Below are 16,033 nucleotides of genomic sequence, written 5' to 3' on the forward strand. Positions count from 1 at the left end.
TCAGAGCTTGTGCAGCATCAGGTTCAGCTCGATCTCGCGGAACCGCGTATAGTTGGTCTTGATCCACTGCGAGAGTTCGGAGGACGAACTCTGGTTGTCACGCAGGAAGCGCGTGAAGGAAAAGTTCAACCTGTTGATGATCGACTTGAGGAACGCGGGCAGGGCGCCGATCCGCAGCATGCGCTGCCCCGCATAAGCCTTTGGCACATCGCCATAAAGCACCAGTTCGTTGTCCACGCCCATTAAGGCCCATCTCGGCAGCTCTGATTGGAGCATGGCCCAGGCATTTTCTGAGGTGCGGTCGCGGTCGGCGATAAAGAGGACGATCGGTTCGACACCGTGGCGCTCGGCTTCTTTGATGAAGCCGATTTCTCCGATCAATCGGTAGAAATCATCGAACGCATGGAACCCGAGGTCGACGACTTTGGCGATGCCGTCGTTGGCGATCAATCGGTCCATCAGCGCCATCTGTGCGAACGTGTCGTCGATCCGGGCGGTCTCTGTTACGTTCGGCAGATAATCGAGCAGCGACGGCTCACGGAGATTGATATCGAACGCGGCGACCGACCCGCGTTGCAGCAGCAGAAACTCCGTGAGCAGCCGCGCGATCAGAGTCTTGCCTACAGCCGGTCGCGGGGAACAGACAATATAGACAGGCGTGCGGCGCATCGATGCGATGTCCGGTAATCAGATCTCGCTGGTCGGCTTCATCGCGGGCTTGTCTTTGGAGCCGACGATTTCGGTCAGCTTGATGCGATCGAACTCGCCCCAGACGTTTCCAAGCCAATGGCGGACATAGCCACGCAGCACGAAGGAGTAGTTCGCGGGTTCGTCGCGCACGCCCTTATTCGCGACAAATTTGAGGAACGGCACGGAGGCGACTTCGACTTGCTCGTAGGCCATCTCGTTCAGCTTCGGAATGGTGAGCTCAGTCGCGTTTTTGATCTTCTGGAAATAGGAGTTGTAGGTCGCCTGGTCCCATTCGAAGAAGCTCGTGTTGTTGATGAAGTTCTTCACCAGGAAATATCGCGCGCCATCCATGAAGTTAGCCGTCTCGGCGATCTCATCGAGCGAGGCGATCGAGGGGCCGAGAATGTGAAACACCGCGAAAGTGATCTGGCCGGACTTAGCGGCATCGAGAAATCCGATATCGCGCAGCGAGGCGAGGGTCGGCGACAGCTGGCCTGCGCGGACGTCGATCACGGTAACGCTGTTCCCGGCCGAGTTCAGCGTATCGAAGATCTTCATCTGATCGGATGTGGTGGTCACATCGACGATCTCGGTGATGTCCGGATGGAAACGCTTCAGTGTGCCACGCGGGGATTCCGTGTCGAACGCACGCGTCGTCACGTTATTTGCGTTGAAATAGTCCAAAACGGTGCGCGAGACGGTGGTCTTTCCGACCCCGCCTTTGTCTGCACCCACTACGATGACCGCCGGCTTCGCCATGATGTCCCTTTATGCGCTTTATCACCGCCGGGTGGAGCCGGCGGAGTCAGATCACAATGAATTTGGAAGGAAAAACTCCAGACTCACGCGATGACCGACTTCGAACGTTTTTGAGTGCGTGGCCGCCCGGATTCGTGTCGCCCCGTTCGGTCCATCCTCTCGCCCTGCTTTCAGCCGGAACATGGCAGAAACAAGGGATAATGCAATTCTTGACACCCGCAGTTCGACTAAATCCCACCGGTTTCCCTGGATGATCCCCTGTGGCGGGAAACGAGTCGATTTTGCCTCGAATTCAATGTGGCCCCCAAGGGCCTGCCGGTGGCATCTCGGTGCTACTTGTGCCCGGCTGGGAACCCCAGGGACCGGCAGGTGTCGACGGCGGTGTGCTCGGTGGCGGAGCTGTCGGTTCTGCAGGTTCGGTGTTGCCTTCAATATTGGGGGCCGAAAGGGACAATGGGCCGGGATCGTGCCCGCCGGCGTATTGCACGAGCGCTTTCACCCGCGCCTCGATTGAGGGGTGGGTCGCAAACAGATCGGCAAATCCCTCGCGCGGATTATCGACGCACATCTCCATGATCGCCGATGTCGCACTCGGCAATTCGCCGCGGCCTTCGATCTTACGCAGGGCAGAGATCATGGCGTCCGGATCCTTGGTCAGTTCGACCGAGCCTGCGTCCGCCAGAAATTCGCGAGAGCGTGACAGGGCGAAACGAACCACAAGCGATAATCCCCAGGCGACGGCGATGAGGGCCACGGCCAGCAGGATGATCGGCAACGCACCGCCGCCCTTGCGGTCGCTGTCGGACGACGACGATGATCGGCCACCGCCGAAGCGCCAGCTCGAATTGAAGAACATGCGGAAGAACAGTTCCGCGAAAAAGCCGATCACGCCGGCGATGATTACGGCAACGACCATGAGCTGCACGTCGCCGTTGCGGATGTGGGTGAGTTCGTGTCCCAGCACGGCCTCGATCTCGTGGTCGTTGAGCTCCTTCAGCAGACCGGTCGTTACCGTGATGGAATACTGGCGCTGGTTGAGACCGCTCGCGAAGGCATTGAGCGCCGGATCGTCGATGATCTTAAGCTTCGGCATCGGAATGCCGCGTGAGATGCAGAGATTCTCGAGCGTGTTGTAGAGCCGGGGCTGCTCCTGTCGGTTGACGTCGCGTCCGCCGGTGACGGCATCGATGATCTGCTGGTTGAAGAAGTAGGCGATGGCGATCCAGAGCGCCGCGCCGATGGTTGCAAAGGGGAGCGCTTTAAGAAGATCGCGCCCGGCCAGAATGATGTAATCGTCAAACGGCCGGTTGCTGTTGATCGCGACTTCCGCAATCAGGCCACCCGCGAACACCATCACATAGATCAGCAGGAATAGCCCACCGAGCAGCAGCATCGAACGAAACTTGTTCGATGCGATGTGCGTGTAAAGACCATACGCGGCCATGGCGGGCTGTCCGTGCGCGATCGGATGTCAGGCGGTCAGAACTTGACCGACGGAGCTTGTTCGAGTTGCCCGCGCTGCTCGCCAAGATCGAAGAACTCTTTGCGCGTGAAGCCGAGCGAGCCCGCGAACAAGGCCGCAGGGAGCTGCTGGATGCCGGTGTTGTATTCCTGGACAGCGTTGTTGAAGAAGCGGCGGCTGGCAGCGATCTTGTTTTCGATATCGGAGAGCTCGGTCTGCAATTGCTGGAAATTGGTGTTGGCCTTGAGGTCCGGGTAGGCTTCCGACAAGGCGATAAGGCGGCCGAGCGCGCCGCTCAATTGGTTTTCCGCTGCCGAAACCTGCGCAGGTCCTTGGGCGGACATCGCCGAGTTACGCGCCTTGATGACATCATCCAGCGTGCCGCGTTCGTGCGACGCATAACCTTTTACGGTTTCGACAAGGTTCGGGATCAGATCGTGGCGCTGCTTCAGCTGCACGTCGATATCGGCAAAAGCCTGCGAGACCCGCTGCGACAGGGCGACAAGGCGGTTGTAGGCGGCAAACAGAAACAGTGCGATGACGACGATAATACCAAGTAAAATCCAGCCGGACGACATTGGGGAAAGCTCCTTGAAGGACAACTGACGGTCGCACCGTAAACGATTATTGCGACGGGCGGCAGGGCTGTCTGACCCCGATATGTCGGCTTCCAAGGCAAAAGGGTTCACGAACGGCTGATGGAAAGCAAAAAATCCCGCCCCCTTTCAGGAGCGGGATTTTGCAGTGTCGATCTGGAGATCAAGGCTTGGCGATGTGCCATGCGCCGTTGAGGAAGCCGTCACCGGTGGTGTCACCCGGCTTGGTGTCCTTGGCGAAGGTGTAGACCGGCTTGCCCTTCAAGGCCCACATCTTGCTGCCGTCGTCGCGGGTGACGATGGTCCAGTCGCCGGAGGCCTTGGCGTCAGCAGCGGCCATCAGCGGAGGCCAGTTCGTTGCGCAAGGGCCGTTGCATGCAGACTTGCCTTCGGAGTCCTTGTCGAACGTATAGAGCGTCATTCCCTTGGCGGCATCGACGTAGGCCTTGCCCTTCGGCGTATCGGCGACCTTGGCTGCCTGGGCGAATGCTGCCGACGAGGCCAGCATAAGGGTCAGGGCCGCTGCCGCGGCAAATGTTTTCGACGAGATCTGCGACATCGCAATTCTACTCCTGCTGAATTCTGTTACGGACGCGGACGCGTCGTAAGAACAAACTCCCTCGCCGGAGAATTATTCCGCGTCTTGCAGCGCCGAAATTGGAAGAAATTTCCGCGAAAATGCCGGCAATTTGGTTGGGCGGTTAACGCGGGACGGCGTCGCCCCAACGCCACCGCTTGGCCTGCTTGTAAGATTCTTTGTTCCGGTGCGGAACATTTGCGATGTGCACACCTTCAGCGGTGCAGAGCTTTGCGGTGACCGCAATCTTGGTCACTTGTGGCTCCGCCAAGACGCGTGATGGACGTTGAGGAAGCGGAGATCGAGACAAGACGACGTAGCTGAAGCGTTCGTCTTCGTAGGGAAGCTCTGCGCCTTTGAGATGCTTATGCGTGCGGGAGCGTGAGAGGCGCTGAGAGAAGTGACACCAATCCGGCGCCACCAGCGGACACGCCGAGTCATGCGGACACGGCGCGATGACATGCGCGCCCTGTGCGATCAATCGCGTACGCACATCGATGATACGTGCGTATCCCGCCGGTGTGCCGGGCTCGACAATCAGAAGCGTGTCGCGCGCTTTCGACCACATGACGTCCGTCAGCGCGACACGTTCCGTGTCGCCGAGTTCATTGATCACATAGCTTGCAATGACAAGATCGGCTGGTTGCTGCTCTTCAGCCAGCTTGCGGGCGTCGCCCTTCTCGTAACGTATTCCAGACAGGCGGTGACTAGATTGCGTCAGCTCGAGTGCAAGCTCACGGAGCGCCGCGTTGGCGTCCAGCAGCGTAAATTGCCGAAGTGATGTGAAGGCCTCTGCAGCAGCCCAGGTCGCGGTCCCTGGGCCCGCGCCGATATCGAGCAGGCTTTCGGGGGTGAACGCAGGCCGCGCTTCTGCAATTGCTGTGAGAGACGCGGTAACGGCTGCGTACGTCGCGGGCATGCGCGCCAGCGCGTAGGCCAATGCATCGGTCTCGGTTCTGATCGTGCCTGAGCCACCGCCGCCGCGATAGGTCTGTGAGATCGCTGCTGATCGCTGGGCCGCATCGTTGCGCGACAGGCCCTCGGCCTTGTGGTCGAGAGCGACTTTCAGAACGGGCGGGAGATCAGGTGACATGAGAACCCTCAGGCCGGTCTTGGCCTGATTGGACTATGCCACGTTTTGATCGAGAACCTTCATTGCGCCGTCGAGGTCGACGGACACCAGCTGCGACACGCCGCGCTCAGCCATGGTGACGCCGAACAGACGGTTCATGCGGGCCATAGTGATCGGATTGTGCGTGATGATGATGAAGCGGGTATCGGTCGAGCTGGTCATCTCATGCAGCAGGTTGCAGAACCGCTCGACGTTATGGTCGTCGAGCGGCGCGTCGACTTCGTCCAGCACGCAGATCGGCGAAGGGTTGGTGAGGAACACCGCGAAGATCAGAGCCATTGCCGTTAGTGCCTGCTCGCCGCCGGACAGCAGCGACAGCGACTGCGGCTTCTTGCCGGGTGGCTTGGCGATGATTTCAAGGCCTGCCTCCAGCGGATCGTCGCTCTCGATCAGCTGGAGTTCGGCCTGACCGCCCCCGAACAGCTCTGTGAACAGGCGCTTGAAATGGCCGTTGACCACTTCGAACGAGGTCAGCAGGCGTTCACGTGCTTCCTTGTTGAGGCTCTGGATGCCTTGCCGAAGCCGCTTGATGGCCTCGACCAGATCGTCGCGCTCGGTCGTCAGCGCGACATGCTGGGTCTCGACTTCGCGCAATTCTTCTTCGGCGCGCAGGTTGACGGCGCCAAGACGCTCGCGGTCGCGGCGGAGCTTTTCCAGATCGGTTTCGATGTCAGAGACGGGCGGCAATTCGGCGCCCGGTTCGATTTCCGCCATGGCGGCGACGCCATGCGGTTCGACTTCGAGCATGTCGCGAATTTCGCGCTCGATGTCTTCAAGCCGGCGTTGGGTGCCTTCCATGCGCTCTTCTGAACGCGCGCATGCTGCGCGAGCAGAGGACAGGGCTTCAAGCGACGCGCGGGCTTCGCGGTCGGTCTCCGCCATCAGGCCTTCAGCAGTCGCGAGAGCGTCGGCAGCGGCGCGCCGCTCGTCCTGAGCAGCTTCAATCTCGTTGATGACTGAACGACGCTTCTCGGCGAAGAAGGCTGGCGCTTCGGCCAGTTCTTCGCGCTCGTTCTTCAGTTCGACGATGCGGGCTTCAATGGTCGCCGCCTGCGAGATCGCATTCTCTTTGCGCTTTTGCCATTCGTTGCGCTCAGCCAGAATAGCCTGCACACGGCGGTCCGCGAGTTCAGCCTCGCGTGCCAGCGCCTGAGCTTCGGCGCGAACCTGGGCGGCCATACGGCGATGGCCTTCCATGTCCGCACGCGCCGCGCCGAGGCGTTCTTCGGTTTCGGCGTTGGCAGGTAGCTCATCCAAAGCGCCGATAGCGGTTTCGTGCGCGCCGTCCACTTCGGCGCGATCCGCTGCAAGACGCGCGTGGGCTTCATCGAGGGCGGAGCGGCGGGTAGCGTGACGGCTGATTTCACGCTCGGCTGCCGCGTGACGTTCCTTCGCTGCGTTGGCCTCGCGTTGTGCGGCACGTGCCGCCTCGCGCGATGCGGTTTCCGCGGCAGCGGCAGCCTTGAGTTCGGTCTCGGCCGTTTCGAGCGCCTGACGCTTGGCGACGACGTCCGCGCGCGCCAGTCCAAGCTCGGCTTCGATGTCGACAAGGCGGGCGCGTTCGGCGAGACGCCGTGCAGCACCGGTCGGAGCATGAGCTGCGGCGACGAAACCGTCCCAGCGCCACAGATCACCCTCAGGCGATACCAGCCGTTGGCCAGTCTTGAGCTTAGAGGCCAGTTGCGGGCCACGCTCGCGGCTGACGACGCCGATCTGGGCCAGACGACGGGCCAGTTCGGGTGGCGCAGTCACATGGGAGGCAAGCGCCTCGACGCCATCCGGCAGCGACGGATCGCCCTGGACGACACCAAGGTTTGACCAGCGCATCGGCGCGCTTTCGTCCACCGGCGCGTCGAGATCGTCGCCGAGCGCTGCGCCAAGTGCCTTTTCAAAGCCTTTCGCGACGCTGACGCCGTCGATGATCGGCGGCCAGAGATTTTTGGTTTCGCCCATGACGAGCTTGGAGATTGTCTTGGCTTCAGTCTCGAGGCGCTGCACGCGCTTATCGGCTTCAGCGAGCGGCGCGCGCGAGGCTTCAAGGCGCGCCCGCGCATCCACGTGAGCGCTTTCGCTCGCCTGCGTGGTGGCCTCGGATTCTGCGAGATTTTGTTCAGCAGCTTCGACCGCAGCCACCAGAGCGTCGATATCGCCGAGACCACCGGTTTCTACGGTGAGTTTTTCAATCTCGCTTTCGACGGTGGCGATTTCCTGCCCGAGCCGCGCGAGGCGGTCGCGGTGGGTACGCACATTAGCTTCGAGCTGATTGCGCTTGGCTGTGGCGTCAGCCAGCGCAGTCGTCAATTCCGAGAAGGTACGCTCGGCCGCGGCGAGAACAGCCTCCGCCTCGGAGACACGCTCGTCGGCGCCGCTGCGCTTCTCGACGCGCGACTTGATCTCTTCTTTGAGCTCGACGTCTTCCGTTTCGAGGCGGGCGAGCGCGACATCGGCGTCCGACAACTGGCGCTGCTCGCGCTCGATATCACCCGCGAACTGCGTCAGGCGGCGATCGAGTTCGCTGCCACGTTCTTTGGCGCGCGCTTCTTCGCGATCGAGCATTTCGCGCGCATTGGTCAGCCGCTGCAGGCCCGCAGCGGCGCGCGCTTCCGACTCGCGGAGGCTCGGCAGCTCGGATGCACGGATCGCCTGAATGCGCGCGGATTCAGCTTGCTCACGGACGCGTTCAGCCTGCTCGCGGACATTCAATTCATGCGTGCGGCCGGCTTCGGCGACGTCGGCATGTGCCTGCATCCAGCGCAGATGAAACAGCATCGCCTCGGCCTTGCGGACCTTGGCAGCGACTTCGCGATAGCGAATCGCTTGCCGCGCCTGCTTCTTCAGGCCTTCGACCTGACCGGCGAGCTGGCCGATAACGTCTTCGACGCGCAGGAGATTGGTTTCTGCAGCCTTGAGGCGCAATTCGGCTTCATGGCGCCGCGCATGAAGGCCCGCGACACCTGCTGCGTCTTCCAGCACGCGGCGGCGCTGCTCAGGCTTGGCCTGGATGATTTCGCCGATCTTGCCTTGGTGGACAAGCGCGGGCGATCGCGCGCCGGTGGCGGCGTCTGCGAACATGATCTGCACGTCGCGGGCACGAACATCCTTGCCGTTGATGCGATAGACCGAGCCGGCTTCGCGCTCGATGCGCCGCGAAATATCCAGCATGTCGAATTCGTTCATGGCCGCAGGGAGCGTATGGTCGGCGTTGTCGACCGTCATCGTCACTTCGGCATGGTTGCGTGCCGCGCGGTTGCCCGATCCGGAGAAGATCACGGAATCCATGTCGGCTGCGCGCAGCGATTTATGCGAGGTTTCGCCCATGACCCAGCGCAGCGCCTCGACGAGGTTCGATTTGCCGCAGCCGTTCGGACCGACGACCCCGGTGAGGCCGGGCTCGATCAGAAAGTCAGTCGGTTCAACGAAGGATTTGAAGCCATGAAGGCGAAGACGCGTCAGTTTCATGCTGTCGATGCTCGTTTGGCTGGGGGAAATTCACCCGCCGGGACAAGGCTGTAGCACGCCCATCCATCATATCTGAGTCGCGGTATGCGTCTCGAACTGTTCGCACAATGGCGAGGCTGACCGCGGAGGGCAACCTGCGCCAGGGGCTTTTCCCAAGGGATTTCGGCGAAAATAGTCGATTTTAAAAGGATTTCGTCGCCCACGGAGCGGTTCCGTGGGCGGTAAAGTTCCGCGCGCGGTGGTAAAGTTCCGGATCAGCTCTTGAGCAGCGGCTTAATCAGCTTTTCGAAACCGTCGAACGAGGTCTCGCCTCTCACCAGGGTTCCATTAACGAAGAAGCTCGGCGTCGAATTGACCTTGAGCTTGTTGTAGGCGTACTCGCGCACGTCCAGGATGCCCTTCTGGATCGTCGGATCGCCCTGAACGCAATCCTTGATCATCTGCTCGCTGAAACCGGCTTGTTTGCCGACGCGATTGATCGTGCCGAGCGCATCAGAGGCCAGATCGTTCTGCTGTTTGAACAGGATCTCCACGATCGTGAAATACTTCTGAGCGTCATCCTTGGCGACGCAGCGCGCGAGCGCCGATGCCGCCAGCGCAACCTGATCCAGCGGGAATTCGCGGAAGATGAAGCGCACCTTGCCGGTATCAATGTATTCCGACTTGATCTTGGGGAATACTTCATTGGTGAAGGCGGCGCAGTGCGGGCAGGTCATCGACGCGTATTCGATAATGGTCACCGGCGCGTCCTTCGAGCCCAGTGCCATATCGCCGAGCGGGCTCGGCTTGTTGAGGTCCTCGGCCGATTGGGCATTCGCCATGCTGACGAGTTGCCATGGCGACAGGCCGATGGCGGTGGCAAGGCCGGTGAAGGCGAGAGCGGCGGTGAAGGTGCGGCGCGTGATGTTCAACGGTCTGCTCCAGAAAAATATGGTACCCGGCGCTGCTCACGCCTGATGCGGGTGTTCGCTAGCTTGAAACGGCAAATGTGGCAATGGCGGGCCGTAATTTCCGCTGTCGCTTCAACCCTCAATTTCGCTTGATTGAGGCGCCGAGCCGGGCCAGCGCCGTCCTCAAATTGTCATCTTCGATCGCGGAAAGACTGGAGGCCACTTTGGTCACTGCGGCCACGTCCGGGGCTTTCACGGTCTTCTGCCGGCTTTTTCGGGTCAGAGGAGCTTGGCGCAGCGCTATGCGGCCAATCGCGTTCCAGCCGAAAAAGCGGTTCACCCGCTGGATAATCACGTCCGAGGTGTGCTGGATTTCCAGCGCCATCGGTCCCTCGACACGCAGCACCAGGGTGGCGGGCTCCGGCGGTTGGTCTCCGACAGGACGGACCCACTGAATTTTCATTGGCTCGGAATTCGCGCCGACATGGGCGCCCACGATATCCGGCCAGCGCGTGATCAGTTCGCGCGAGGCGAAGCCTTGCTTGGCGAACGCGTCCTTCAGCACCGGGCCGACAAGCACGGATAACGGTTTGGCGTAGAGACGGCCGGGCTTGTTCATTGATCGTGGTCATGCCTACAAGGAGGGATGAGTCTAGCAGGCACGGCCGTGCGGCGAAACAAGCCAGCACTGGAAAAATCGCCGAACGGAAGCGGGCGCGGAGCCTTGCTGCTCGCATGGTACGATCGCCATCGCCGCCAGCTTCCCTGGCGCGCGCTGCCCGGCGAGAGGCAGGACCCCTATCGGGTATGGCTGTCAGAAATCATGCTGCAGCAGACCACGGTGAAAGCCGTGGGCCCATACTTCCAGAAATTCATCGCACGCTGGCCGACAGTCGCTGATCTTGGTTCCGCGTCGCAAGACGATGTGCTGCGGATGTGGGCCGGGCTTGGCTATTACTCGCGCGCCCGCAATCTGCATGCGTGTGCCGCAGCCGTCCTGCAGGATCATGGCGGGGTGTTTCCCGACACCGAAGAAGGCTTGCGGGCGTTGCCGGGTATCGGCCCCTACACGGCAGCCGCCATCGCGGCGATTGCGTTCGACCGGCAAACAATGCCGGTGGACGGTAATATCGAGCGTGTGGTGTCACGGTTGTTTGCGGTGGAAGAGGTTCTGCCGAAATCGAAACCCCAAATCCAGGCGCTGGCCACGACAATGCTCTGGGACTCGCGCGCAGGTGACAGCGCGCAGGCGTTGATGGATCTGGGCGCGACGATCTGTACGCCGAAGAAACCGGCTTGTGCGCTATGCCCGCTCAATGACGATTGTGCTGCGCGCAAGCGGGGCGATCAGGAAACGTTCCCCCGCAAGGCGCCGAAGAAGAGCGGCAACCTGCGGCGAGGCGCGGCGTTCATCGTCATAAGAGGCGATGAGATTCTAGTCCGCACACGTCCCGAGAAAGGTTTGCTGGGCGGCATGACGGAGGTGCCGAATTCGGAATGGCTCGCCGGTCACGGCGACGAGGCGGCGCTCGAACAGGCGCCTTTGTTGAAAGGAGGATCACGCTGGCATCGCAAGGTGGGTGTCGTGACGCACGTGTTCACGCACTTTCCGCTGGAGCTCGTCGTTTACACCGCCAGCGTGCCGGCGCGAACCCGCGCACCCGAAGGGATGCGCTGGGTGCCCATCGCAACGTTGAAGGATGAAGCATTGCCGAATGTGATGCGCAAGGTCATCGCGCATGGCCTTGGTGACTGACTATCCTGCGCTCGACGGCGTCGGAACAATTGGCGGCTTTGCGTTGAGTGCATCGACCTGGAAGCCCGCCACGCGCTTGTAGGTGTTGGCGATGTCTTCCAGCTCTCGTTGCGAAAGCACATCGGTCACAACGTTGAAGCCATCCGGTGCACGTTCCTCGACGATCTGCATCACCTGTTCCGGACCGTTGCGGCGGTTCAGCTTGACGAGTTCGGTGGTGGCGGGACGACGCCCGGCTTCATAGGCTTGAAGCGCTGCAGACGTTTCGCCGTGATTGAGGATTTCGCGCGCCAGCACGCGAGCATCGAGAATGGCCTGCGAGGCGCCATTGGAGCCGATCGGATACATCGGATGGGCGGCGTCGCCCAGCAGCGTAACATTGCCGAAGGTCCAGCGATCGAGCGGATCACGATCGACTAGGGGATATTCATAGGCGTGCGCACAGTTCCGGATCAGCGCCGGAACATCGAGCCAGTCGAACGTCCAGTTCTCGAACCACGGCAGGAATTCATCGAGCTTGGCCGCGCGATTGTAATCCTCGCGCCGCCATTGATAGGTCGGCGGCAGCAGGCGCTCGGCAATCCAGTTGATCCGGAACTTTCCATTCGGCAGCGGAGCATTGGAAATCGGATAGCAGACGAATTTCAGAACCTCATGGCCGGCCATGATCATCGTGCGTCCGGAGAGGAATGCATCGCTCTCGGTGATGCCGCGCCACAGGATGCGGCCGTTCCAGATCGGCGCACCTTCCTGCGGGTAGAGTTTTTGGCGAACCGCGGAATGGATGCCGTCCGCCGCGATCAGCAGCGAACCTTCATATGTTCCGGCGCTTTGTCCCGTGGACTTGTCCAGAAATTCTGCACGCACGCCGTCGGGCGTGTCGATGAAGTTCGAGAGATGATGACTGGTGAGAACATTCTGCGCGCCGAGACGTTCGATCACGGTATCAAACAAGATTTGCTGCAGCACGCCGCGGTGGATCGAAAACTGCGGCCATTTGTAGCCTGCGTCCAGGCCGCGCGGCTCAGTCCATATCGGCTTGCCATGCTTGGAGAAGAACGACAGTTCCTTCGTGCGGACACCGGCGGCGTCCAGCTTGTCGAGCAGACCAAGCTCGGTCAGTTCGCGAACGGCATGGGGCAATACATTGATGCCGACACCCAGCGGCTTCAATTCGCTTACGCTCTCAAAAACGCGGCACGGAATACCGATCTGGTGAAGACTGAGGGCGAGCGTTAATCCGCCAATGCCGCCGCCTGCGATGAGAATGGTCATGTCGTGCCTCTGTTATCGAGGCGTGATGACACGGGACGGCGTTGAGCGGCAATCGAAAATTTGGCGCGGCCCGGCGGGAATTGCCGGACCGCGATTGTGTCGAACGTCGCAGAAATCAGGCTGCGCGCGTTCCGAGGTGCTTGAACATGTTGCCGCGCGCTTCGTCGTCCATCTCGGCCTTCCATTTGAAGCTGTCCTTCAGCGCGATCGCTTTTGCCGCCGCCGGACGCGCCGAGATTTCATCGTGTAGGCGCTTGACGTTCGGGAATTTGCCGAAACCTTCGTCGCCGAGGATGAAGTTCGTCATCCGCACCCAGCCCCAGACGTCCATGTCGACAATGGTGTAGGTATCGCCGACCATATATTTGCGGTTCGCGAGCCGGTCATTCAGCACTGAAAGGTGCCGCCCGGCTTCGTACTGATAACGGTTGTGAGCGTAGTCGATCTTTTCCGGTGCAAAGTGCTTGAAGTGAACGGCCTGGCCGAAGAACGGTCCAACACCGGTCGCCACGAACATCAGCCACGAGAGCAATTCAGCGCGATTGGCGGGCGTGTTCTCTGGCAGGAATTTTCCCGTCTTCTCGGCGAGGTAGAGCAGGATCGCGTTGCTGTCGAACACCTTCACGCCACCGTCGTCGATTGCCGGCACCTTGCCGTTCGGATTGAGGGCGAGATAGTCGGGGTCGAACTGCGCGCCTGTGCGCGTGTCGACGGCGACGGGTTCATAGGGAAGGCCAGCTTCCTCGAGGAAAAGGGCAACCTTGGTCGGATTAGGCGACCCGTTGAAGTAAAACTTGAGCATCTGAAAAGTCTCCCTGCATGTTTTGGAAATCGGCGGGTGTTGGCCATCGGCGCTGTTTCATGCGTCGATTTTCAAACCCATGCAACTGGGGACTTTGTGAAAACGACACGAAACGACAATGCCCGGCACGGGCCGGGCATTGCGATCGTTTTCAACTGTATCGAATGGCGATGAAGCTATCCAGCCGCCGCCATCTCGTTACGGATCTCGGCGCGCAGCTCGTCGATCAGCTTGAGGCCCTTCTTGGTTTCAACGTGCCAGAAGGTCCAGCCGTTACAGGCCTCAGCGCCCTGCGCCAGCGCACCCATGCGGTGGATCGATCCGACCTTATCGCCCAGCATGATCGCGCCGTCCGCGCGTACCAGTGCGCCGTGCTTCTTCTTGGAATCCACCAGCTTGGTGCCGGGCATGATCATGCCGCGCTCGACAAGCTCGGAGAAGGCCACGCGCGGCGCACCGCGTGCTGTCATGAAGGGCGCCAGGGTGGCTTCCGGCAGCGGTTCGATAGCAGCGATCCGCGCCTCGGCGGCCTTCGCATAATCGCGGTCACGCTCGAAGCCGATGTAGCTGCGGCCAAGCCGCTTGGCGACCGCGCCGGTCGTCCCCGTGCCGTTGAACGGATCGATCACCAGGTCGCCGGGTTTCGATGACGACAGCAGCACGCGTGCCAACAGACCTTCGGGCTTTTGCGTCGGGTGAACTTTCTTGCCGTCGTTGCCTTTCAGGCGCTCCTCGCCGGTACAGAGCGGGATCAGCCAATCCGATCGCGCCTGGACGTCCTCGTTGGCGGCCTTCAGCGCTTCGTAGTTGAAGGTATAGCCCTTGGCGTTCTCGTCGCGTGCCGCCCAAATCATCGTTTCATGCGCATTGGTGAAACGGCGGCCACGGAAATTCGGCATCGGATTGGTCTTGCGCCAGACGATATCGTTGAGAACCCAGAAGCCGAGGTCCTGCATGATGGCGCCGACGCGGAAAATGTTGTGATAGGAGCCGATCACCCACAGCGTTGCCGACGGCTTCATGATGCGGCGGCAGGCAAGAAGCCATGCGCGCGTGAAGTCGTCATAGGCAGCGAAGGATGAAAACTTGTCCCAGTCGTTGTTGACGGCATCGACATGCGATTCGTCAGGGCGTTTGAGTTCGCCCTTGAGCTGCAGATTGTACGGCGGATCGGCGAACACGAGATCGACCGAAGCTGCAGGCAGCTTCGACATCTCGGCGACGCAATCGCCGACAATAATGCGGGATGATGGGGACGATTCAAAATTAGTGCGGGGCGCCCTTGCAGACGCCCCGCGACGCGACACTACCATGACTCAAACTCTGACTCAGGCGACGCAGCCGGCGACGCGGGACTAACAAATCCGACTGTCATGACTATGATCGCACTAGGTAAAAATCGCCTTAATGGTAGGCACGATCACGCTAGGCAATATTTGCCGGGCACGGTATGAATCACCAGTGTCCCGAATCCAAAGTTCGCCACATCGTGCAGCGCGAACCGTAGAGAATTTTGGATTCGAGGCGACACTGGCAACCCGTGATTTGAGTGTGGTTCAGATTCAGAAGTTTGCTTAAAGGGCTCGCCGCAAAATGAAGCCAATTTCTGAACCGCCACATTCGGTGGATCCAGTGTTGCATTCGCGCGTTATGATGAGCGCCCGCCGACCGAGGAGAGACTCCGATGCGTTACGATGACTTCCGCCGCAGCGATAACATCGATGATCGCCGCGATGATGATGGCGGCGGCGGCGGATTCGGAGGCGGCGGAGGCGGCTTCGGACTTCCGATGGGTGGCGGTGGTCTCGGCATCGGCACTGTCATCGTGCTCGGTCTGATCGGCTGGGCTGTCGGTATCGATCCGCGCGTGTTGATCGGTGGCGCAGAAATTCTGACCGGCGGGCAGCAGGCGCCCACGTATCAGACCGATCGCAGGTCCGCGCCTGCGAAGACCGGTGCGCCGACCGACGAAATGGGCAGCATGATTGCCGGCGTGCTCGGTGAAATCGATGATCGCTGGAGTGAAATCTTCCAGGCGAGCGGGCAGAGCTATCGCGGTCCGCGCATTGTGCTCTTCCGCAACGCCACCAATGGCGGCCGTTGCGGCATGGCGCAATCGGCGATGGGCCCATTCTATTGTCCGCCCGACAAACAAATCTTCCTCGACACGGGATTTTTCCGCGAGGTCGAGACACGCTTCCGCGGTTGCACGGGCAGCGCCTGTAAATTTACCGCCGCCTACATCATCGCGCATGAAGCAGGTCATCATATCCAGAATCTACTCGGCATCCTGGATAAGGCACGTCAGATGCAGGAGAGAGCAGGCAGCAAGGCCGAAGCCAACGCTATTCAGGTGCGCGTCGAGTTGCAGGCTGACTGTTTGTCCGGCGTATGGGTGAACCGTGAGTCGAAGAAACGGCCGGGCTTCCTTGAAGAAGGCGATATCGACGCTGCGTTGACGACGGCAGCGGCGATCGGTGACGATACCTTGCAACGAAAGGCCACTGGCCGCGTGGTGCCGGACTCGTTTACCCATGGTTCGGCAGCGCAACGCAAGCGTTGGTTCATGACGGGCTATCAGCAGGGCAGCGTCGCCGCGTGCAATACCTTCGCGCCCGGTGTGCAGCTTTAGTTT

General features: G+C 60.7%; 14 protein-coding genes. 2 read left to right on the forward strand and 12 right to left on the reverse strand.

Annotated features, from left to right (window positions below):
* The 9 genes from ACZ5C3_RS05205 to ACZ5C3_RS05245 form a co-directional block, all read right to left on the reverse strand.
* Complete coding sequence (locus ACZ5C3_RS05205; protein WP_464044574.1) at positions 1-669, reverse strand: hypothetical protein; 669 nt, start codon at positions 667-669, stop codon at positions 1-3.
* An 18-nt stretch (positions 670-687) separates the two neighbouring features.
* Positions 688-1,449 (reverse strand): P-loop NTPase family protein, encoded by a 762-nt coding sequence (locus tag ACZ5C3_RS05210; protein WP_464035792.1) that lies wholly within the window; start codon positions 1,447-1,449, stop codon positions 688-690.
* Between the two features lie 292 nt (positions 1,450-1,741).
* Positions 1,742-2,893 (reverse strand): M48 family metallopeptidase, encoded by a 1,152-nt coding sequence (locus tag ACZ5C3_RS05215; protein ID WP_464044575.1) that lies wholly within the window; start codon positions 2,891-2,893, stop codon positions 1,742-1,744.
* Between the two features lie 35 nt (positions 2,894-2,928).
* On the reverse strand, positions 2,929-3,489 hold the full coding sequence (locus tag ACZ5C3_RS05220) for a LemA family protein (RefSeq protein WP_464035794.1): 561 nt from the start codon (positions 3,487-3,489) through the stop codon (positions 2,929-2,931).
* Between the two features lie 181 nt (positions 3,490-3,670).
* Complete coding sequence (locus ACZ5C3_RS05225) at positions 3,671-4,066, reverse strand: COG4315 family predicted lipoprotein (RefSeq protein ID WP_464035796.1); 396 nt, start codon at positions 4,064-4,066, stop codon at positions 3,671-3,673.
* 142 nt (positions 4,067-4,208) lie between these two features.
* Entirely contained in the window at positions 4,209-5,177 is a 969-nt protein-coding gene (locus ACZ5C3_RS05230; RefSeq protein ID WP_464035798.1) for a small ribosomal subunit Rsm22 family protein, read from the reverse strand.
* A gap of 33 nt (positions 5,178-5,210) precedes the next feature.
* Positions 5,211-8,675 (reverse strand): chromosome segregation protein SMC, encoded by a 3,465-nt coding sequence (smc, locus tag ACZ5C3_RS05235; protein ID WP_464044576.1) that lies wholly within the window; start codon positions 8,673-8,675, stop codon positions 5,211-5,213.
* 254 nt (positions 8,676-8,929) lie between these two features.
* Positions 8,930-9,586 (reverse strand): DsbA family protein, encoded by a 657-nt coding sequence (locus ACZ5C3_RS05240; protein WP_464035800.1) that lies wholly within the window; start codon positions 9,584-9,586, stop codon positions 8,930-8,932.
* Between the two features lie 118 nt (positions 9,587-9,704).
* Positions 9,705-10,184 (reverse strand): DUF721 domain-containing protein, encoded by a 480-nt coding sequence (locus ACZ5C3_RS05245; RefSeq protein WP_464035802.1) that lies wholly within the window; start codon positions 10,182-10,184, stop codon positions 9,705-9,707.
* A gap of 27 nt (positions 10,185-10,211) precedes the next feature.
* On the opposite strand from ACZ5C3_RS05245, the gene mutY reads away from it, so the two are divergent.
* The gene (gene mutY / locus ACZ5C3_RS05250; protein ID WP_464035804.1) at positions 10,212-11,321 is read left to right on the forward strand and encodes an A/G-specific adenine glycosylase; all 1,110 of its coding nucleotides are present in this window, start codon (positions 10,212-10,214) and stop codon (positions 11,319-11,321) included.
* Here mutY and ACZ5C3_RS05255 read toward each other — a convergent pair whose 3' ends face one another.
* From ACZ5C3_RS05255 to ACZ5C3_RS05265, 3 genes are all read right to left on the reverse strand, one after another.
* Entirely contained in the window at positions 11,322-12,596 is a 1,275-nt protein-coding gene (locus tag ACZ5C3_RS05255; protein WP_464035806.1) for a flavin-dependent oxidoreductase, read from the reverse strand.
* A gap of 115 nt (positions 12,597-12,711) precedes the next feature.
* On the reverse strand, positions 12,712-13,398 hold the full coding sequence (locus ACZ5C3_RS05260) for a glutathione S-transferase family protein (RefSeq protein ID WP_464044577.1): 687 nt from the start codon (positions 13,396-13,398) through the stop codon (positions 12,712-12,714).
* 176 nt (positions 13,399-13,574) lie between these two features.
* A complete protein-coding gene (locus tag ACZ5C3_RS05265) occupies positions 13,575-14,711 on the reverse strand; it encodes a DNA methyltransferase (protein ID WP_464035808.1) in 1,137 nt (378 codons plus the stop codon).
* 371 nt (positions 14,712-15,082) lie between these two features.
* Here ACZ5C3_RS05265 and ypfJ point away from each other — a divergent pair, with 371 nt between their 5' ends.
* Entirely contained in the window at positions 15,083-16,030 is a 948-nt protein-coding gene (gene ypfJ / locus ACZ5C3_RS05270; protein ID WP_464035810.1) for a KPN_02809 family neutral zinc metallopeptidase, read from the forward strand.
* The last annotated feature ends 3 nt before the right edge of the window (positions 16,031-16,033 follow it).

The sequence above is a fragment of the Afipia dichlorophenoxyacetatis genome (genome assembly GCF_055386385.1).

Coding starts and splice junctions, on each gene's coding strand:
- ACZ5C3_RS05245 (WP_464035802.1), bottom strand. CDS start 10,184: ATGAACAAGCCCGGCCGTCTCTACGCCAAACCGTTATCCGTGCTTGTC.
- ACZ5C3_RS05230 (WP_464035798.1), bottom strand. CDS start 5,177: ATGTCACCTGATCTCCCGCCCGTTCTGAAAGTCGCTCTCGACCACAAG.
- ACZ5C3_RS05220 (WP_464035794.1), bottom strand. CDS start 3,489: ATGTCGTCCGGCTGGATTTTACTTGGTATTATCGTCGTCATCGCACTG.
- ACZ5C3_RS05210 (WP_464035792.1), bottom strand. CDS start 1,449: ATGGCGAAGCCGGCGGTCATCGTAGTGGGTGCAGACAAAGGCGGGGTC.
- ypfJ (WP_464035810.1), top strand. CDS start 15,083: ATGCGTTACGATGACTTCCGCCGCAGCGATAACATCGATGATCGCCGC.
- ACZ5C3_RS05205 (WP_464044574.1), bottom strand. CDS start 669: ATGCGCCGCACGCCTGTCTATATTGTCTGTTCCCCGCGACCGGCTGTA.
- ACZ5C3_RS05215 (WP_464044575.1), bottom strand. CDS start 2,893: ATGGCCGCGTATGGTCTTTACACGCACATCGCATCGAACAAGTTTCGT.
- ACZ5C3_RS05255 (WP_464035806.1), bottom strand. CDS start 12,596: ATGACCATTCTCATCGCAGGCGGCGGCATTGGCGGATTAACGCTCGCC.
- smc (WP_464044576.1), bottom strand. CDS start 8,675: ATGAAACTGACGCGTCTTCGCCTTCATGGCTTCAAATCCTTCGTTGAA.
- mutY (WP_464035804.1), top strand. CDS start 10,212: ATGAGTCTAGCAGGCACGGCCGTGCGGCGAAACAAGCCAGCACTGGAA.
- ACZ5C3_RS05265 (WP_464035808.1), bottom strand. CDS start 14,711: ATGGTAGTGTCGCGTCGCGGGGCGTCTGCAAGGGCGCCCCGCACTAAT.
- ACZ5C3_RS05260 (WP_464044577.1), bottom strand. CDS start 13,398: ATGCTCAAGTTTTACTTCAACGGGTCGCCTAATCCGACCAAGGTTGCC.
- ACZ5C3_RS05225 (WP_464035796.1), bottom strand. CDS start 4,066: ATGTCGCAGATCTCGTCGAAAACATTTGCCGCGGCAGCGGCCCTGACC.